Origin of the sequence: Mycobacterium sp. (assembly GCF_044370595.1) — a bacterium.
Classification (GTDB): Bacteria; Actinomycetota; Actinomycetes; order Mycobacteriales; family Mycobacteriaceae; genus Mycobacterium.
In genome coordinates, this window is sequence record NZ_JBILVF010000028.1 from 14735 (window position 1) to 32085 (window position 17351).

The 17351-nt window shown below is 66.7% G+C and carries 20 protein-coding genes; 9 read left to right on the forward strand and 11 right to left on the reverse strand.

The features are described 5' to 3' along the window. Positions 1-19: 19 nt before the first annotated feature. Together ADBZ5N_RS06265 and purM are read left to right on the forward strand one after the other, a co-directional pair. Positions 20-649: a DUF2461 domain-containing protein gene (locus tag ADBZ5N_RS06265; RefSeq protein ID WP_526256624.1), complete on the forward strand. Its 630-nt coding sequence runs from the start codon at positions 20-22 to the stop codon at positions 647-649. Positions 650-697: 48 nt separating this feature from the next. Then, positions 698-1798 carry a phosphoribosylformylglycinamidine cyclo-ligase gene (gene purM / locus ADBZ5N_RS06270; RefSeq protein WP_526256625.1) on the forward strand — a complete coding sequence of 367 codons (1101 nt, stop codon included), beginning with the start codon at positions 698-700 and terminating at the stop codon, positions 1796-1798. Positions 1799-1824: 26 nt separating this feature from the next. Here the strand turns inward: purM and ADBZ5N_RS06275 are convergent, their stop codons facing one another. Beyond that, complete coding sequence (locus ADBZ5N_RS06275; protein ID WP_526256626.1) at positions 1825-2001, reverse strand: DUF3073 family protein; 177 nt, start codon at positions 1999-2001, stop codon at positions 1825-1827. 171 nt (positions 2002-2172) lie between these two features. After that, entirely contained in the window at positions 2173-3264 is a 1092-nt protein-coding gene (gene ygfZ, locus ADBZ5N_RS06280; protein ID WP_526256627.1) for a CAF17-like 4Fe-4S cluster assembly/insertion protein YgfZ, read from the reverse strand. Positions 3265-3302: 38 nt separating this feature from the next. Between ygfZ and ADBZ5N_RS06285 the strand changes: the two genes are divergently transcribed. Beyond that, positions 3303-4178, forward strand: a complete 876-nt coding sequence (locus tag ADBZ5N_RS06285; protein ID WP_526256628.1) for an aminodeoxychorismate lyase — start codon at positions 3303-3305, stop codon at positions 4176-4178. A 520-nt stretch (positions 4179-4698) separates the two neighbouring features. On the opposite strand, the gene ADBZ5N_RS06290 is transcribed toward ADBZ5N_RS06285, so the two are convergent. The 6 genes from ADBZ5N_RS06290 to lmeA all read right to left on the reverse strand — a co-directional run bounded on the left by ADBZ5N_RS06290 (position 4699) and on the right by lmeA (position 7838). Next, the gene (locus ADBZ5N_RS06290; RefSeq protein WP_526256629.1) at positions 4699-5343 is read right to left on the reverse strand and encodes a nitrobindin family protein; all 645 of its coding nucleotides are present in this window, start codon (positions 5341-5343) and stop codon (positions 4699-4701) included. Positions 5344-5462: 119 nt separating this feature from the next. After that, the gene (locus ADBZ5N_RS06295; protein ID WP_526256630.1) at positions 5463-5753 is read right to left on the reverse strand and encodes a DUF1416 domain-containing protein; all 291 of its coding nucleotides are present in this window, start codon (positions 5751-5753) and stop codon (positions 5463-5465) included. 81 nt (positions 5754-5834) lie between these two features. Further along, positions 5835-6350 (reverse strand): DUF4395 family protein, encoded by a 516-nt coding sequence (locus tag ADBZ5N_RS06300; RefSeq protein ID WP_526256631.1) that lies wholly within the window; start codon positions 6348-6350, stop codon positions 5835-5837. A 92-nt stretch (positions 6351-6442) separates the two neighbouring features. Continuing rightward, complete coding sequence (locus ADBZ5N_RS06305; protein WP_526256632.1) at positions 6443-6601, reverse strand: Ms5788A family Cys-rich leader peptide; 159 nt, start codon at positions 6599-6601, stop codon at positions 6443-6445. Then, positions 6601-7020 (reverse strand): thioredoxin family protein, encoded by a 420-nt coding sequence (locus ADBZ5N_RS06310; protein WP_526256633.1) that lies wholly within the window; start codon positions 7018-7020, stop codon positions 6601-6603. Before ADBZ5N_RS06310 ends, ADBZ5N_RS06305 begins: the two co-directional genes overlap by 1 nt. Then, entirely contained in the window at positions 7017-7838 is an 822-nt protein-coding gene (gene lmeA, locus ADBZ5N_RS06315) for a mannan chain length control protein LmeA (protein ID WP_526256634.1), read from the reverse strand. Before lmeA ends, ADBZ5N_RS06310 begins: the two co-directional genes overlap by 4 nt. Positions 7839-7942: 104 nt before the next feature. Between lmeA and ADBZ5N_RS06320 the strand changes: the two genes are divergently transcribed. From ADBZ5N_RS06320 to pstB, 6 genes are all read left to right on the forward strand, one after another. Further along, positions 7943-8701 (forward strand): winged helix-turn-helix domain-containing protein, encoded by a 759-nt coding sequence (locus tag ADBZ5N_RS06320; protein ID WP_526256635.1) that lies wholly within the window; start codon positions 7943-7945, stop codon positions 8699-8701. Further along, entirely contained in the window at positions 8698-9573 is an 876-nt protein-coding gene (gene mshD, locus ADBZ5N_RS06325) for a mycothiol synthase (protein ID WP_526256636.1), read from the forward strand. Before ADBZ5N_RS06320 ends, mshD begins: the two co-directional genes overlap by 4 nt. Positions 9574-9684: 111 nt before the next feature. Next, positions 9685-10806, forward strand: a complete 1122-nt coding sequence (gene pstS, locus ADBZ5N_RS06330) for a phosphate ABC transporter substrate-binding protein PstS (RefSeq protein WP_526256644.1) — start codon at positions 9685-9687, stop codon at positions 10804-10806. Between the two features lie 71 nt (positions 10807-10877). Beyond that, positions 10878-11846 carry a phosphate ABC transporter permease subunit PstC gene (gene pstC, locus ADBZ5N_RS06335; protein ID WP_526256637.1) on the forward strand — a complete coding sequence of 323 codons (969 nt, stop codon included), beginning with the start codon at positions 10878-10880 and terminating at the stop codon, positions 11844-11846. Further along, positions 11843-12748, forward strand: a complete 906-nt coding sequence (pstA, locus tag ADBZ5N_RS06340; RefSeq protein ID WP_526256638.1) for a phosphate ABC transporter permease PstA — start codon at positions 11843-11845, stop codon at positions 12746-12748. The genes pstC and pstA overlap by 4 nt, the downstream gene beginning before the upstream one ends. Before the next feature lie 31 nt (positions 12749-12779). Then, entirely contained in the window at positions 12780-13556 is a 777-nt protein-coding gene (pstB, locus tag ADBZ5N_RS06345) for a phosphate ABC transporter ATP-binding protein PstB (protein ID WP_526256639.1), read from the forward strand. Positions 13557-13570: 14 nt separating this feature from the next. On the opposite strand, the gene phoU is transcribed toward pstB, so the two are convergent. The 3 genes from phoU to ADBZ5N_RS06360 all read right to left on the reverse strand — a co-directional run. Then, entirely contained in the window at positions 13571-14236 is a 666-nt protein-coding gene (phoU, locus tag ADBZ5N_RS06350; RefSeq protein ID WP_526256640.1) for a phosphate signaling complex protein PhoU, read from the reverse strand. Between the two features lie 65 nt (positions 14237-14301). Next, positions 14302-16341, reverse strand: a complete 2040-nt coding sequence (locus ADBZ5N_RS06355) for an LCP family protein (protein ID WP_526256641.1) — start codon at positions 16339-16341, stop codon at positions 14302-14304. A gap of 192 nt (positions 16342-16533) precedes the next feature. Beyond that, a partial coding sequence (locus tag ADBZ5N_RS06360; RefSeq protein WP_526256642.1) for a tRNA-dihydrouridine synthase occupies positions 16534-17351 on the reverse strand: 818 nt, incomplete at its 5' end.

Consider the following 17351-nt stretch of genomic DNA (forward strand, 5'->3'; position numbering starts at 1 on the left):
GAGCCGGTAGAACTGGTGCATGGCGTTCACCGGATGGCCCGTCGAGGCGGTCGAGTTCTACGAGGGCCTTCAGGCTGATAACTCCAAGGTCTACTGGGATGCGCACAGATTGGTCTACACGGACTGCGTGCGTGCGCCGATGGAGCAATTGCTCGGCGAACTCGCCGAGGAATTCGGGCCCGGCAAGTTGTTCCGCCCCTACCGCGACGTGCGGTTCAGTGCGGACAAAACCCCGTACAAGACCAGCTGCGCGGCGACCCTCGGAACGGGAGTGGGGCAGGCCTATGTGTCGTTCTCCGCTGACGGGCTGTCGGTGGGCGGCGGCCTGTACATGCCCGACCCGGCCGCCCTGCAGCGCTACCGGACCGCCGTTGACCGGGAGAAGTCTGGCACCCAACTCGCCCAGATCGTCGACGAACTCCACCAAGCCGGTTACCAGACGATGGCCCACGAAGTGCTCAAGACCGCACCGAAGGGGTTCCCGAAGGACCACCCCCGCATCGAACTGCTGCGGCACAAGGGCATCGCGATGATGAAAGACTGGCCGGTAGGGGCCTGGCTGGGGACCGCCAAAGCCAAAGAGCGTGTGGTCAGCACGCTGCGGGCAGGCAAGCCGCTCAACGAATGGCTGGCCCGCCACGTCGGCTGAGCCAGTCGGCGGTCTGAGCGCACCGCGGGAGCGGTAGCCTTGACGCCGATGTCTGCTGAGTCGTCGAGGAGTCAACGCGGGGAAGGCGCCCGTGTCTCCTACGCATCGGCCGGCGTCGACATCGAAGCGGGGGATCGCGCCGTCGAACTGCTCAAGCCGCTGGCCAAACGAGCCAGCCGGCCGGAGGTGCGCGGCGGACTCGGCGGTTTCGCCGGCCTGTTCGCGCTGCGCGGCGGGTACCGCGAGCCGGTCCTGGCCTCCTCCACCGACGGCGTCGGCACCAAACTCGCGGTCGCCCAGGCGATGGACATCCACCACACCGTCGGCCTCGATCTCGTCGCGATGGTGGTCGACGACCTCGTCGTCTGCGGTGCCGAACCGCTGTTCTTGCAGGACTACATCGCTGTCGGCCGCACCGTTCCGGAGCGGATCAGTGCGATCGTCTCCGGCATCGCCGAGGGCTGCGTGATCGCCGGTTGCGCGCTGCTCGGCGGTGAGACCGCTGAGCATCCCGGGTTGATGGAGCCCGACCACTACGACCTGTCGGCCACCGGAGTAGGTGTGGTGGAGGCCGACGACATCCTGGGCCCGGATCGGGTTCGCCCCGGCGACGTCCTCATTGCGATGGGATCCTCGGGTCTGCACTCCAACGGCTATTCCCTGGCCCGCAAGGTGCTACTGGAAATCGACCGGATGAACCTGGCCGGCCACGTGGAGGAGTTCGGCCGCACCCTCGGCGAGGAACTGCTGGAGCCGACCCGCATCTACGCCAAGGACTGCCTGGCACTGGCCGCCGAGACACACGTGCGGACCTTCTGCCACGTCACCGGCGGCGGTTTGGCCGGCAACCTGGAGCGGGTCATCCCCAACGGCCTGGTGGCCGAAATCGACCGCGGTAGCTGGACCCCGGCGCCGGTGTTCGGGCTGATCGCCCACCGCGGCCGCGTGGAGCGCGCGGAAATGGAGAAGACCTTCAACATGGGTGTCGGCATGGTGGCACTCGTCGCCCCTGAGGACACCGACCGAGTGCTGGCCATCCTCACGGCCCGGCACCTGGACTGCTGGGTGCTGGGCAGCGTGATGAAAGCCCCAGCAAAGGGTGGCGACGGCCCGCGTGTCACGCTGGTGGGGCAGCACCCGCGGTTCTGAAGCCAGCGGTCAGGACCGACTGTGGCTCAGCGCCGCCAATCGTCCTCATCGTCGTTCGAGTCGTCGAAACCGTTGGTCGCCGGTTCGCGATCACCTGACCCGGCGAGCTCCTCGCGAAGCCGCTCGAAGTCGGTTTGCGGAGAGCTGTATTTCAGCTCTCGGGCAACCTTGGTCTGCTTTGCCTTAGCCCGGCCGCGGCCCATGGGGGAACCCCCTCGCGCAATAACGGAGCGGCCCGATAACAGGCGGCTCCGATCTAATGTCGTGTTTGTCCTGTCATTACTTTACCGTGCCGGGCCACAAAGTGCGGGCAGGCCTGTTCACCCAGCGGGAAACATCGCGTTCGGCGTTGTGCGGTATCGAGAACAATGTGCCTAGCTGCCACCGTCACGCAAGCGTTCCACCGCCAGCCGGCCCGCCCCGGCCACGTCGGCCGGCGGCATCGACTCGGGGTCGATGACCGCCGCGACGGCATGCTCACCCCCGGTCGTCAGTTCGGTGTCGGCGGACAGTCCCCGCTTGAGCAGCGCCAGCGCGACGGGCCCGAGGTCGACGTGGTCGACGACGGTGCCGACCCGACCCACCGGACGCCCACCGGCCAGGACCGGGTCTCCGGTGACCGGTCGCTCGGCTGATCCGTCGAGATGCAGCAGGACGAGCATTCTCGGTGGCCGGCCGAGGTTGTGCACCCGCGACACCGTCTCCTGGCCCCGGTAGCAGCCCTTGTCGAGATGAACCGCGCCCTGCCCGGGCGGCCCGATCCAGCCCACCTCGTGGGGAATCGTCCGCTCGTCGGTATCCACACCCAGCCGGGGTCGGTGGGCAGCCACCCGGTGGGCCTCGAAAGCCCAGACGCCGGCTGGGCGCACCCCTGCCCCAGCCAATCGCTGCAAGACAGCGTCTTTGTCGTGGCGGGGGATCAGTACATCAACTTCGAGGTCGCCGTCAGCGTTCGGCATGCGGCGCAGCAACCCACCGTCGGGCAGTGCCACCGCCGTTGCCGGGTCGGGAAGCGCATCAACACCGAGAGCCTTCAGCACCGCCGGATCGATCAGGCGGTGTCCGAGCAGGGTCAGGACCGCAAGGTCGGCGGCGGCGGGTTCCACATCGGACCAGAACACCATCTTCTTCAGATAGTCCAGCAGTGGCGCGCCTCGCCACGGTTCGGTGTCCAGGTAGGTGACCCCGGCCAGGTCGGTCTGTTGCCAGTGGTCCTCGACCCTGCCCTGGCCGTCGAGGCTGAGATTGGCCGTGCAGGCTCCGTCCGGTGTCTCGGCGACGTCCTGCGTGGAAATCGAATGCAGCCAGGAGAGCCGTTCGGATCCGGTCAACGTGATCACCGCCCGGTTAGAGCGGTCCACCACCACGGCTTCGCGTTCGGCAGCGCGCTGTTCACCGAGCGGATCGCCGTAATGCCACACCGCGCCGGCGTCGGGGGAACCTTCGGGAGCGCTGACAGCTGACACACCCCAACTCTACGAGCCGGCCAGTAGGCTCTGAGCCCATGTCCGGCCAGCCTTACGTGCTCGTCAGCCTCGACGGTGCGGTGCACGATCCTGGTCAGCCGCTGTTGTTCGCCGACGATCTGGCCGCGGTGCGCGGCGACGGCGTCTTCGAGACCCTGTTGGTGCGTGACGGCACCGCGCGTCTGGTGGATTCGCATCTGCGCCGGCTGGTGCAATCGGCGGCCATGATGGACCTGCCCGAACCGGATCCGGCCGGCTGGCGGCGGGCCATCGACACCGCGGTCGCCCAGTGGTCAGGCCAGACCGCTGATGAGGGGGCGCTGCGTCTGGTCTACAGCCGCGGCCGCGAGAGCGGGTCGCAGCCCACCGCCTACCTGACCATCGCGCCACTCGCGCAGCGGGTGTATGCCTCCCGCCGCGACGGGGTTGCCGCTGCCGTGCTCGACCGCGGTCTTCCGTCCGCCGGGGTGGAGGCGATGCCCTGGCTGCTGGCCGGAGCGAAAACGCTGTCGTATGCGGTGAACATGGCCGCTTTGCGGGAGGCGGCCCGTCGCGCTGCCGATGAGGTCATCTTCGTCAGCTCCGACGGTCACATCCTGGAAGGTCCGCGCTCGACCGTGGTGATCGCCACCGCGGGAAGCGACGGCAGGCCGTGTCTGTTGACCCCGCCGCCGTGGTACCCGATCCTGCGTGGCACCACGCAACAGGCATTGTTCGAGGTCGCTCGCGCCAACGGCTATGACTGCGACTACGAGGCGCTTCGGCCCGCTGATCTGTCTGCAGCACAAGGGGTCTGGCTGGTCTCCAGTATCACTCTCGGTGCATGGGTGCATACCCTCGACGGTCAGCCGCTGCGGCCGTCGCCGCTACGGGCCCAGGTGTCTGCGCTGATCGAGAATGCGATCGCGCAATAACCTCTGGCGGTCCGCCCCAACGCGCGGTACCGTCGGCGGTACACAAGGAAGGAGGTGGTCCGGAACTTTGAGTACTTTTTGGACATGTGAGGTGGCTGCCCGCTAGCAGCACCAGGTGCCGGAATCACCCGCGTACGTGAGCGCGCTGGCGAATTCCAGGCAGCTACCCGGCCCCCGAGCCCCCGGTCCGTCCAACCAGGAACCCACGGCTCGGGGGCCGCTCCATTCCCGGATGTCTTCTGGGCCCGGAATGCGGATCAGGGACCGGCGGGTCCGGGCGCGAAGTCCGAACAGGCTCTCATGGCATCGCCCCACTTGGCTGGGTCGACTCCCGCTGGGGGGCCGAGAACTGCTGCAGGACCGCTGGATTCGGGCATACCCTGTGCTTTCAGGCAGTCCGCCAGTGAACCGTGTGCCGAGGTGGGTTCGGTTGTGGCGGGCTGCTGCGGGGCCTGCTGACCGGAGCAGGCGACCAGTGTCAGTGCTGCTCCGGCGACGACGGCCGCCGGGAGAAGTCGCATCATCCGGCGTACCTCGTCAGCCGGGCCGATAGATGCGGCACCAGGCCGCCGTCGGCGTCAACGCGTTCCTCGACGTAAGCCAGGTCGCCGCCGTCGACGATGCCGTAGAGGCGCTTGGCCCCGCCGACCAGCACACCCGACTTGCTCCGGGCGAGTGCGTCGGTCGCCAGTTCCCACGAAGATTGGGTGCGGGGATGGCCGTAGAACAGTTCTATGTAGCCCGACGAATGGGCGAGCAGCAACTCGATTGCCTGAGACTCATCGGGATCAGCGGGGTCGTGGACGAACCGCCAGAAGCCGGTCTCACGCAGGCCGGGACTGTGGTAGCCGCCTTCGTCATCGAGTCGCCACGACCGGGCCTCCCAATTGAGATAGTCGCCGCCGTCGTGGGAGACGATGATCTGCTGGCCGAAGCGGTAATCGCCGCTGGGGCTGCGACCTTCGCCCTCCCCGCGCCACACACCGACCAACGGCAGCAACGCCAGCAGCGCATCGTGAAGATTGGCGCCCAGACGCAGGTTGGCGGTGTCAGCGACCGGGATTCCGTCGCCGACCGGGATGTTGCGGTTGGCGGTCTGCTTGGCGCGCTCAGCGGCGGCAGCGACGGCACGGTCGCCGCTGCCCTTGATGTCGTCGGCGCTCACGAATCGTCGGTGATGAGTCGGTAGACGGCGTAGATCGCGAACCAGGTGATCACGATCACCGAGAGGACCAGGAGGATCTCGAAGAAGAGCACCACGGCGATGAGTCTATCGCTCGGCCGTCAGGCAACCTTGATATCGACCTCATGCAGACCGGCGCCGGCGGGCGCCACGGTGGCGTCGCCGTGCCCCGCGGTCGTCAGCGCCCGCACCGTCCAGGTGCCGGGTGCGGCGAAGAACCGGAAGTCGCCGGTCGAGGTGGCGACCACCTCGGCGGTGAACTCCTCAGAGTCATCAAGCAGACGCACATACGCACCGCCGATGCTCTGTCCTGAGTCGTCGATTACCCGTCCGGTGATCACGGTCTCCTTTTCCAGGTCGACGCCGACGGGCAGAGGTAGTTGTTTGATCATCGCTGTCTCGATTCTGTCGGGGCCCTGCGGGGCCGAATTCGGTCTGGTTGCTCTCGTGCGTAACGTGTTTCGCGGTGGCGGTCAGGTGGTGGCCTGTCTGCGGCGCAGCCGCGCGAACAGTGGGTACAGCTGACAGCCCAGGCAGATCCCGAACGCCGCGTTGAGGAATGCCGCAGCGAGCGCCAGCGCCGTGGCGATCGTGCCGGCCAGTGGCGCGCCACCGGTGAAGGCGACCAGACCGACGAGGGCGAACACCAGGCCGACGGCCTGGGCGAAACGCAGCGGCGGGGCGGGTTCGCGCTCCTCGACCGGACCGAGGCGGGGTGCGATCAACCGGGCGAATAGCCGGCCGTACGGGTGACGGCGCGGCCCGAGGACGGCGCCGACAGCGAAAATCAGGGCTTGGGCCGCCAGGATGACCGCGGCGGCGGTGCTGCTGACACCGGAGGCGACCAACGCCGCGATGAGCACCACCGTGGTGACCCAGGCGGCGAACCGCGGGCCGCGCACGTCGACCGACTCGACGTCGGACCCGTTACCCCCGGCCCGGTCCGCGTCCGGACCGCCGATGTTGGCGTAATCAGTGGTGATCGACATGGAGGACTCCTGTTGCTGGCATGGCTGAGAGAGCAGGCCGGGGGAACTGCAGCGAGCAGAAGCGACGTGTGAGGAAGGGGTGTCGCAGCTACTCAGCAGCTACAGCAACAACAGCAACAACCCGCAACGCGGCACAGATCAACTGCGCGGCGCTTGGTGAGCATCTGCTCGAGGCGGGCTGGCACGTCTGTCATGTTACCCAAAGCGGGGGGCCCCTGGTCAACCAACACGTCAACCAACGAGCCAACCATCACTCCAGCAAGGGCTCCAGGGCCGCCTTCAGATCCCCGGCCTTAAGCACCCCCGCCGACCGGTACCGCTGTCGGCCCGTGGCATCGAAGATGAATGTCGTCGGTAACGAAAGAACCGAGAGTCGTTGGGCTGCTGCGGGATTGGCGTCCAGGTCGATCTCCCGATGAGCAACCTGCGGAAGCTCAGCGCAGACCTGTTCAATGACCCTCCGGACCGCGCCGCACGGGCCACACCACACCGCGGTGAAGTGCACGATCGTCGGCCCGGTGGCCGACAGTCCCAATTCCGCGGTGTCGAGGCCCTCAGGGTGTCCGGTGTCCCGCAACGTTCCGGCGCGGCGGTTGTGCAGCGCACCGGCCACTGCCGCCAGGCCCAGTGCCGCAGCGATGGCAGCCCCCGCCGTGACGGCCGCGCTCATCGGCTTGCCCCCGGCGCGGTGATCTCCTGCCGGAAGCCGTCGAGTCGAACGGTGACGTCGGTGACAATGCCTTCGATGATGACGTCCGACCCGCGCGCACCCTGCGCGGTGGGCTGCAGACCGAACGGCAACTGCTGCCCGGGAACGGTGGCTTCGAATGCGCCGAGGACCGCGGCCCGCTTGTCCTCAGGCACCTGCTGATCCGCGGTGTTCGGCCCGGTTGCCACCCCGGTCGGGGTGAAAACGATGGTGGTCTTATCCGGGCCGGTGATGGACAGATCCACGGTCACGCTCACCAGTTTGTCGAAGCCGGCTTTTGTCGGCGTTCCGGAGAAAATCAACCCCTTGCTGCCCGAGATGCCGGACTCGGTGGTCCCGCCGGTGGGGTCGTCGGTTTCGGCGGCCGGCGCCTGCACATTGAGGTCTTTGACGCCGATGTAAGCGCCCAGATGGCGGGAGTCCATGATGATCCGGCTTTCCAGCATTCCCATCGGCAGATCGGCGTCGGGGCGCATCAACCAGGAGGCCTGGTCCAGGCCGACATCGTGCATGGTGGCCTCGAGTGTGACCTTTCCCACCACGGGATGTTTCACCCCGACCGCCTTGATTTCCAGTTCGCGGTAGCGCTGCGCATGCGCCTGCGGGATGAACGGGAACCCCAGAATGGCCACCCACGGGTCGAACGTCAGGTTCGCGGCGCTGCGGACATGCCGGGAAAACTGATATTCGGCGTAGATCGCCGCCCCGGTGTCCACGCCTAGCGCTCCCACCGCGATCGTCAGCGCAGAGGCGCCCGCAACGGTGACTAGCTTTCGCACCCGGCCATTCTGGCCTACCGGATTGCCGCGCCGCCTAAATCGCCGAAACAGCAAATCGTCGAAACAGCAGGTCGCGGGTTAGAGTGACTCGAAACCGGGAGAGTTTGTTGGACTTACTGCTGCTCACCGCCGACCCCGATCCGGAGTCCGTGCTGCCCTCGTTGGCGCTGCTGGCGCACACCGTGCGCGCCGCGCCGACCGAGGTGGCGTCCCTGCTGGAAGCGGGATCGGCCGACGTCGCCATCGTCGATGCACGCACCGATCTGGCCGCCGCCCGCGGGCTGTGCCGACTATTGGGCACCACAAGTGCCTCGGTCCCGGTCGTTGCCGTGGTCAACGAGGGCGGTTTGGTCGCGGTGAACGTGGACTGGGGGATCGACGAAATCCTTCTTCCCGGTACCGGTCCGGCAGAGATCGACGCTCGGTTGCGGCTGCTGGTGGGCCGGCGGGGAGGTCAGGCCAACCAGGAGAGCGCCGGCAAGGTCACCCTCGGTGAACTGGTGATCGACGAGGGCACCTACACGGCGCGACTGCGTGGCCGGCCGTTGGACCTCACTTATAAGGAGTTCGAACTGCTGAAGTACCTCGCCCAGCATGCCGGCCGGGTTTTCACCCGGGCCCAACTGCTGCAGGAGGTGTGGGGGTATGACTTCTTCGGCGGCACCCGCACCGTCGACGTTCACGTCCGGCGGTTGCGCGCCAAACTCGGTCCCGAGTACGAGGCTCTGATTGGCACCGTGCGCAACGTCGGTTACAAGGCGGTTCGTCCGGCACGCGGGCGCAGCACCGCCGAAGGCGACTCGGCCGATGCCGACACCTCCGACAGCGAGGCCGGTATGTCGGCCGCGCTGCCCGGGCAGTGACGGACCTGGTCTGGCGCAGAACTCTCTCTGCCGCCGAACAGGACGCTGTGCAGGGGTTGGTCACGGCGGCGGGCCGTGCGGACGGGGTGGTTCCGTGCGGTGAACAGGTCCTGCGCGACCTCTCTGCGGCCAACAGTGCTCATCTGCTGGCCGTCGAACCGGCCGGTGCCATCGTGGGCTACCTCAACCTGGCGCCCCAGGGCACCGCGGAACTGGCGGTGCATCCGGCTGCCCGCAGGCGCGGGATCGGCACAGATCTGCTGGCGACGGCATTTGAACGCAGCAGCGTGCCGGTGCGGGTCTGGGCCCACGGCACCTTGCCGGCTGCGAAGGCGTTCGCGGCGAAGCTGGGCCTGCGGGCTGTTCGCGAGCTCATCCAGATGCGACGGTCACTGGATGCTGTCCCTGAACCCGCTGTCGAGCAGGGCATTTCAATACGTACCTACAGCGGCAGCCAGGACGACGCCGAACTGTTGCGAGTGAACAACGCCGCGTTCGCCTGGCACCCCGAGCAGGGCGGCTGGACCGACAGCGACCTTGCCGAACGATTCACCGAGCAGTGGTTCGACCCCACGGGTCTGTTCCTGGCCTTCGATGAACGTGGCGCGCTTCGCGGCTTCCACTGGACGAAGGTCCACGACGACCGACTCGGCGAGGTCTATGTCCTCGGCGTGGATCCCGCAGCACAGGGACGTGGTCTGGGCAGGACGCTGACCGCCGTCGGTCTGGACCATCTACAGCGACGGCTGGGATCCAAGCCCGGGGCGGCTGTGATCTTGTACGCAGAATCCGACAACGTCGCTGCGGTCCAGACCTACGAGTCGTTGGGTTTCCGCAGGTCCAGCGTTGACACCGCGTACTCGCCGGATTGACCCGCAGCGTCGTTCACCCTCCGTTAACCAGCCATCAGTGAAGTGGCAACTCGGTCCGCATACGTTGCGGCTGGTATCTGGGACAGACATGGGAAGCAGGCAAGGGTGGATCTGAGAAGCGTCGGCAAAGCGTTCGTCGTCACCGCATCGGCAACCGCGGTCGCAGCACTGACCGCCTGCGGAAGCGACAACAACACCGGCACCTCGGCCGGTGGTGGCGGCGAGGCAGCCGGCACCATCGCCTGCGGCGGGAAGAAGTCCCTGAAGGCCTCCGGTGCGACCGCACAGGCCAACGCCATGACCCGCTTCGTCACCTCCTACGAGGCGGCCTGCCCCGGATTCACGCTCAATTACACCTCCAGCGGATCCGGAGCCGGGGTGTCGGAGTTCGTCGGCGGGCAGACCGACATGGGGGGTAGCGACTCGCCCCTGAACCCCGACAAGGGTGAGGTGGAGAAGGCCAAGGCCCGCTGCGGTGGCGCCGACGCATGGAATCTGCCCATGGTGTTCGGGCCGGTGGCGATCACCTACAACGCCCCCGGGGTCGACTCCCTGGTTCTCGACGGGGCGACGGCAGCCAAGATCTTCAACGGCACCGTCACGACCTGGGACGCACCGGAGATCGCAACGCTGAACCCGGGCAAGACGCTGCCGGCTCAGCCGATCGTGGTGATCTTCCGCAGCGATGAATCCGGCACCACCGACAACTTCCAGAAGTACCTCGACGCCGCCTCGGATGGAGCCTGGGGCAAGGGCGCGGGCAAGACGTTCAACGGCGGCGTCGGCGAAGGTGCCAAGGGCAACGAGGGAACCTCCGCCGCCATCACGACCACCCCCGGTTCGATCACCTATAACGAGTGGTCCTTCGCCAAGGCCCAGGGCCTGGCTGTCGCCGACATCATCACCTCCGCGGGTCCCGATCCGGTCCGGCTCACCGTCGAGTCGGCTGCCAAGTCGATCGGCGACGTGAAGGTCAAGGGCCAGGGCAACGACCTGGTGCTGGACACGTCCTCGTTCTACAAGCCGACCGAGGCCGGCACGTACCCGATCATGCTCGCCACCTACTCGCTGGTCTGCTCGAAGTACCCGGAGGGTGATGTGGCGCCGGCCGTCAAAGCGTTCCTGACCACCGCGCTGGGTAAGGGGCAGGAAGGCCTGACCGACAACGGCTACATCCCCGTGCCGGAAACCTTCAAGGGCAAGCTCACCGCTGCGATCGAGGCTATTTCCTGATCGTGACCATCGAGTCGGAGCGAACGTCCGCGGACTCCCCGCGGGGCGGACCGGCAGGGGATACTGAGTTTGTGGCGACCGAGGTAGAGCCGAAGGCCGGACTGCGGACCGGTGGGAACCGCTGGGGTGACCGGATCTTCAGTTCGCTGGCTCTGGCCGCCGGCGCCACCATCATCGCCGTCATCGCGTTGATGGCGTTGTTCCTGATCGTGCGTGCGGTTCCTTCCCTGCAAGCCAATAAGGCCAATTTCCTGACCAGTTCGGAATTCGCCACCACCGACGAGACGAATCTGCGGTTCGGTATCGCTGAGCTGTTCCAGGTCACGGTACTCAGTTCGGTGTTCGCTTTGCTGCTCGCCGTTCCGATCGCAATCGGCATCGCCGCCTTCCTGACCAACTACGCGCCACGCAAGCTGGCGAAGCCCTTCGCGATCTTGGTGGACCTGCTCGCAGCGGTGCCGTCGATCGTGTTCGGGTTGTGGGGGATTTTCGTGCTGGCCCCCAAACTGGAACCGGTGGCGCGCTTCCTCAACGACAACCTCGGCTGGTTCTTCCTGTTCGCGGACGGCAACGTCTCGCTGGCTGGCGGCGGAACAGTCTTCACCGCCGGCGTCGTGCTCGCGGTGATGATCCTGCCCATCATCACCTCGGTCACCCGGGAGGTGTTCAGCCTCACCCCGCGCGGTCACGTGGAAGCCGCCCAGGCCCTCGGTGCAACCAAGTGGGAAGTCATCCGGATGACGGTATTCCCCTACGGCCGCAGCGGGATGATCGCCGGGGCGATGCTGGGACTGGGCAGGGCGCTGGGCGAGACTGTGGCGGTGCTCATCATCCTGCGCGCCGCCGCGCAGCCCGGCCACTGGTCGGTATTCGACGGCGGTTATACGTTCGCCTCCAAAATCGCCTCGGCCGCAGCGGAATTCAGTTCGAAACTGCCCACCGGCGCCTACATCGCCGCCGGTTTCGTGCTGTTCATCCTGACACTCATCGTGAACGCCCTGGCACGCGCCGCGGCGGGCGGAAGGGTAAGCGGCGGATGACAACAACGACGCTGGGCGAAACGGCCAAGGCGCCGACCTTCCAAGCCATCGCAACCGGCCGCAAGATCAAGAACTCCCTGGCGGCGTTGTTTTTCGCGGGCTCGTTCCTGATCGCCACCATCCCGTTGATCTGGCTGCTCTACACCGTCATCGAGCGCGGCTTCCAGGCCGTCATCAGTGCCGACTGGTGGGGCAAATCGCTGGCCGGCGTGCTGCCCGACCAATTCGCCGGCGGTGTCTACCACGCGATCTACGGGACCATTGTTCAAGCTTTGATCGCGGCCGCCTTCTCAGTCCCACTGGGCATCATGGCGGCGATCTATCTGGTGGAGTACGGCAAGGGCAGGTTCGCGAAGATGACCACCTTCATGGTGGACATCCTGGCCGGTGTGCCCTCGATCGTGGCCGCGCTGTTCGTCTTCGCGCTGTGGATCGCCACCCTGGGCTTCCCGCAGAGCGCCTTCGCTGTGGCCCTCGCCTTGGTTCTGCTGATGCTGCCGGTGGTGGTGCGCAACACCGAGGAGATGCTCAAACTCGTTCCCGACGAGTTGCGCGAGGCGTCCTACGCACTCGGTGTTCCCAAGTGGAAGACGATTCTGCGGATCGTGGTGCCGACGGCGCTGCCCGGCATCATCAGCGGCGTCTTGCTGGCCCTGGCCCGGGTGATGGGTGAAACCGCCCCCGTGCTGGTGCTCGTCGGATACGCGCGGTCGATCAACTACGACCCGCTCAGCGGCAATATGGCTTCGCTGCCGCTGCTGATCTACACCGAACTGATCAATCCCGAAGCGGCCGGCCGACTCCGGGTGTGGGGTGCGGCATTGACGCTCATCCTGCTCGTCGCCTCGCTGTACGTGGCGGCGGCCTTCGTCAACCGGTACCTCAACCGAAACCGCACCTGAGCAGAACGGCATCGACCATGAATAATCGACTATGAGTAAGCGCTTCGACCTCAAAGATCTCAACATCTACTACGGGTCATTCCACGCCGTCGCCGACGTGACGATGGGGATACCCCAGCGCAGCGTGACCGCGTTCATCGGCCCGTCCGGTTGCGGTAAGTCCACCGTGCTGCGCGCGTTGAACCGGATGCATGAAGTCATCCCCGGCGGCCGGGTGGAAGGGTCGGTGCTCCTCGACGGTGAGGACATCTACGGCTCCGGTGTCGATCCGGTGAGCGTGCGTAAGACGATCGGCATGGTGTTTCAGCGGCCGAATCCCTTTCCCACCATGTCTATTCGCGACAACGTGGTGGCCGGCCTGAAGTTGCAGGGTGTTCGCAACCGCGCGTTGCTCGACGAGACGGCGGAGCGTTCACTGCGTGGCGCCAACCTGTGGAACGAAGTCAAGGACCGCCTGGACAAGCCCGGCGGCGGACTCTCGGGCGGCCAGCAGCAGCGGCTGTGCATCGCGCGGGCGATTGCCGTGCAACCCGACGTGCTGCTCATGGACGAGCCGTGTTCGGCGCTGGACCCGATCTCCACCCTGGCGATCGAAGATCTCATCGCCGAACTGAAACGCGACTACACCATCGTCATCGTCACCCACAACATGCAGCAGGCCGCGCGGGTCAGCGATCAGACCGCCTTCTTCAACCTGGAAGCCACCGGGAAGCCGGGGCGCCTGATCGAAGTCGACGACACCGGCAAGATCTTCTCCAACCCGACCCAGAAGTCCACTGAGGACTACATCTCAGGCCGGTTCGGGTAAACGGCAGCGACTCCTCAGTAGGTCGCGATCTCGTCCTCAGCCGGCAACTGGCCGGTCACCTGGAAGATCACCCGCCGGGAAATCTCCACCGCATGATCGGCGAAGCGTTCATAAAACCGGCCCAGCAGAGTGACATCCACCGCCGCGGCGACCCCGTGCTTCCACTCCCGGTCCATCATCACGCTGAACAAGTGGCGATGTAGGTCGTCCATCGCGTCGTCGTCCTGCCGGATCTGGCGGGCTTTGTCCGGATCGCGTGACAACAGGACGTCGTGGGCGCTGTTGGCCAAATCTACTGCAACCCGGCCCATTTCGGCGAAGTAGCCGTTGACCTCCTCGGGCAGTGCGTGCTGCGGGTGGCGACGGCGGGCGATTTTGGCGACGTGCAGGGCCAGGGCGCCCATCCGCTCGACATCAGCGACGATCTGAATGGAACTGACGATTGCCCGAAGATCCCCCGCCACCGGTGCCTGCAGGGCCAGCAGCACGAACGCCGCTTCCTCGGCCCGGGCGCTGGACGCCATGATCTTTTCGTGGTCACCGATAACCTGCTCGGCCAGCACCAAGTCGGCCTGCAGCAGCGCCTGCGTTGCGCGCTCCATGGCGATGCCGGCAAGCCGGCACATCTCCGCCAGCTGATTGTTCAGGGCGTCAAGCTGCTCGTGATAAGCGGTGCGCATCTGGCAATCCTACTGTTGGTCAGCGGCCGGCTAGCGGCGCGAATCTGAACGGACGGTGAAACCGGCTAGTCGCAGCGGACGTCGGCGCCATTGGTCACCGTCAGATCCGACGGCAGCTTGGGAGGGGTGCTGCCACCGGTGTGGGTCACGTCGACGGTCAATTGGGTGCCGCTCGCCTGCGGGTACTTGACACCGGCGAAGTCGGTGCCCAGCACCACCTGCACCACTTCACCGAGGCCGGTGATGCGTTCGATGCGTGCGCCCGGCAAAGTGGCGGCGACGGTGGCGGCCGCCTGCTCATTGCCCAGCGAGTAGTACACGGTCGTCTGGTAGGCCAGGCCCCAGTCGGAGTAGTAGTCCGGGTCGACCACGTCGAATCCGTAAAGGTCGAATTCCTCGGTCGTCGCGGTGGCCAGGCCCTTGGTTTCGGTGGCGTTGGCGACCTGCACCGTCACGTCGCGCGGGTCTGCGGCGACGGCTTTGACCTGTTCGGTGGTGGTGGTCGTCGCCGTCGTTTCGGTGGTCTCACTGGTCGTTTCGGTAGTGGAAGTATCGGTCGAGGTGATGCCGTCAGCCGCAGTGGTCTCGGTCTCGCTGGTGGGCGTCGAGGTCTCGGTGAGGGGACTGAGCGTCTCGTTGAGATCGTTTTCCCCGGGCAGTGGTTCGTCGTCGATGATCGCATCGAAGAGCGCCCGCACGTCCTCGGTGCGCGGCACCTCGTTGCCCTCCCAGTCTGCGATGCCGGTGGTGGGAACTGTCACGAAGGTGATCCGACCGGCGTTGATGCCCTGGAGGGATTGGCCCAGGCGCACCAGGTCGCGGGTCTGAACGTTGTCGACGTAGCTGTCGTCGATGAAGGTGTTGACCACCTCATCAAGCTTGTCGAGGTCGAACAGTGTCTCCGAGGAGATGATCGAGCGCAGCAGCGAGGACAGGAACAACTGCTGACGTTTGATCCGGCCGTAGTCGCCGTTGTCCTCGGTGGCGATCGAGCGGGCCCGCACATAGTTCAGGGCCGTCGGACCGTCGAGTTTCTGGCGGCCCGCGGTGGCCAGGACCACGCCGAGTTCAGCGTCCTCCAGGGGTGTGGTGGTGCACACCTCCACCCCGCCGAGGGCGTCGACCATCTTCTCGAAACCGATGAAGTCCACCGCCATGAACCGGTTGATGGCCAGGCCGGACATCTTCTGGATCACCTTCACCAGACATTTCGGGCCGCCCAGGGCGTAGGCCGAATTGAGCTTGGTGGTGGTGGGGCGCTCGTTGTCGCTCCATTCACCGGTGATCTTGTCGTAGACCGGTCCGTACTTGCCGGTTTCGGGATCCCAGGCCTGGCAGTTCATCGGCGTGATGGCCAGGTCGCGGGGGAAGGAGACTGCCACCACGCGCTTCCGGTTGGCCGGGACGTTGACCAGCATGATGGTGTCCGCGCGGGCCCCCTCGACGATGGTGGTGTCACCGGCGCCGACCTCGGAGTTGGCGCCGATCCGGCTGTCCACCCCGATGATCAGGAAGTTCTCGTCGCCGCTTTGAGCGTTGGGGTCGCGAATGTCGCTGGAGTTGGGATCCAGTGCGGCGATGGTATTGAGGAGTTTGTTCTTCGCCGACTGCCATTGCCAAGCGGCACCGGTCAGAACCAACGCCGACACCGCGATCAACGCCGCGGCGACTCGGGCCAGTAGCAGGGCAGGCCGGCGTTGCGGGCCCGGCGGGGGCGGTTCGGCAGCGGGAGTCGGGGGTCGGGGCGGGGCAGGCGGAGGGGGCGCCGCCGGGGGGCGGTGGGCGGTCGGTGGCTGCCGGGGCCGGGACCACGCGGCGAGGTCGGGGATCTCGTCCGGAACGGCGATCGGGATGGTGGCGTCATCAGCGGCGGGGCTGACGTCGACGCTGCGCCGGGTGACCGGATTGAGGCCTTGCTGGCCGGTGATTTTGGCGATCAGATCCGCTACCGCGACGCCTTCGCTGTGGGTTCCGGCCGGGGTGCCTGGCGCCGGCACGCGCTCCCACGGCGCCCGTCCGCCATTCGGAACAGGCGGACGGGTTGCGCGCTTGTCGCCCTCGGGGCCGCCACGGTGGCCAGGAGTGGCGTTCTCGCCGTCACTCATGTTCCAGGCAGCCTCCGGGCTGGGGGTATTGATGTAGCCGCGCTAACGCGCTCTACAGACGTGGTGCCGGTCTTGGGCACCCGGTCAGACTTGCGTCTACAGCAGAAAGCCAATGGTACTGATCCAAGCTGAGAGCGTTCCAGTTCTCGACGATGCCGCTGTTATTGCTATTCGATCTCGATCCGTCTCGATTCAGCCACCGGAGTTCATCACATCGGCGCCCGCGGGCACCGTGCAGTCGTCCGGGTCGTCGAGCCAGCCGTCGGGCAGGCTCACCGCCGCCGCCGAGCCTTGCCTGCCCCGGGTGCCGCCCGCGGCGGGCGGGAAGGGGACATCGGGGTCCAACTGGCCGAGCAGATGGTCGAGCTCCGCCAGGCTTGCGACCAGCGCCAGGGAACGCCGCAGATCAGAGCCCGCCGGGAAGCCGTGCAGATACCAGGCGATGTGCTTGCGGATATCCCGCATGCCCTTGTCCTCGCCAAAGTGCGCTGTCAGCAGTTCGCCGTGACGGCGGATGATCGCGGCGACCTCCCCAAGGTTGGGCGGCGCCGGCGGCGGGGTGCCGTTGAAAGCGGCGGACAGTTCGGCGAACAGCCATGGACGGCCCAGGCAGCCCCGCCCGATGACGACGCCGTCGCAACCGGTCGAGGCCATCATCGCCAGTGCGTCGTTGGCTTCGAAAATGTCGCCGTTGCCCAGCACCGGGATGCCGCGGACGGCTTGTTTGAGGTCGGCGATGCGATTCCAGTCGGCGGTGCCGGAGTAACGCTGCGCGGCGGTGCGGGCGTGCAGGGCCACCGCGGCGGCGCCCTCCTGTTCGGCGATGCGGCCGGCGTCGAGGTAGGTGGGGTGATCGTCGTCGATGCCGACCCGGAACTTCACCGTCACCGGGATTGCGGTGCCTGCGGTGGCGCGGACTGCGGCGGCGACGATCTGGCCGAAGAGCCTTCTCTTGTAGGGCACCGCGGCGCCCCCGCCGCGCCGGGTGACCTTGGGCACCGGGCAGCCGA

Excerpts from the sequence above, each read along its gene's own strand:
- ADBZ5N_RS06305 (WP_526256632.1), bottom strand. The coding sequence starts at position 6,601 with ATGGTTGGCTCGTTGGTTGACGTGTTGGTTGACCAGGGGCCCCCCGCT.
- ADBZ5N_RS06295 (WP_526256630.1), bottom strand. The coding sequence starts at position 5,753 with ATGATCAAACAACTACCTCTGCCCGTCGGCGTCGACCTGGAAAAGGAG.
- purM (WP_526256625.1), top strand. The coding sequence starts at position 698 with ATGTCTGCTGAGTCGTCGAGGAGTCAACGCGGGGAAGGCGCCCGTGTC.
- ADBZ5N_RS06300 (WP_526256631.1), bottom strand. The coding sequence starts at position 6,350 with ATGTCGATCACCACTGATTACGCCAACATCGGCGGTCCGGACGCGGAC.
- ADBZ5N_RS06285 (WP_526256628.1), top strand. The coding sequence starts at position 3,303 with ATGTCCGGCCAGCCTTACGTGCTCGTCAGCCTCGACGGTGCGGTGCAC.
- ADBZ5N_RS06310 (WP_526256633.1), bottom strand. The coding sequence starts at position 7,020 with ATGAGCGCGGCCGTCACGGCGGGGGCTGCCATCGCTGCGGCACTGGGC.
- ADBZ5N_RS06275 (WP_526256626.1), bottom strand. The coding sequence starts at position 2,001 with ATGGGCCGCGGCCGGGCTAAGGCAAAGCAGACCAAGGTTGCCCGAGAG.
- ADBZ5N_RS06355 (WP_526256641.1), bottom strand. The coding sequence starts at position 16,341 with ATGAGTGACGGCGAGAACGCCACTCCTGGCCACCGTGGCGGCCCCGAG.
- ADBZ5N_RS06265 (WP_526256624.1), top strand. The coding sequence starts at position 20 with ATGGCGTTCACCGGATGGCCCGTCGAGGCGGTCGAGTTCTACGAGGGC.
- pstA (WP_526256638.1), top strand. The coding sequence starts at position 11,843 with ATGACAACAACGACGCTGGGCGAAACGGCCAAGGCGCCGACCTTCCAA.
- phoU (WP_526256640.1), bottom strand. The coding sequence starts at position 14,236 with ATGCGCACCGCTTATCACGAGCAGCTTGACGCCCTGAACAATCAGCTG.
- pstB (WP_526256639.1), top strand. The coding sequence starts at position 12,780 with ATGAGTAAGCGCTTCGACCTCAAAGATCTCAACATCTACTACGGGTCA.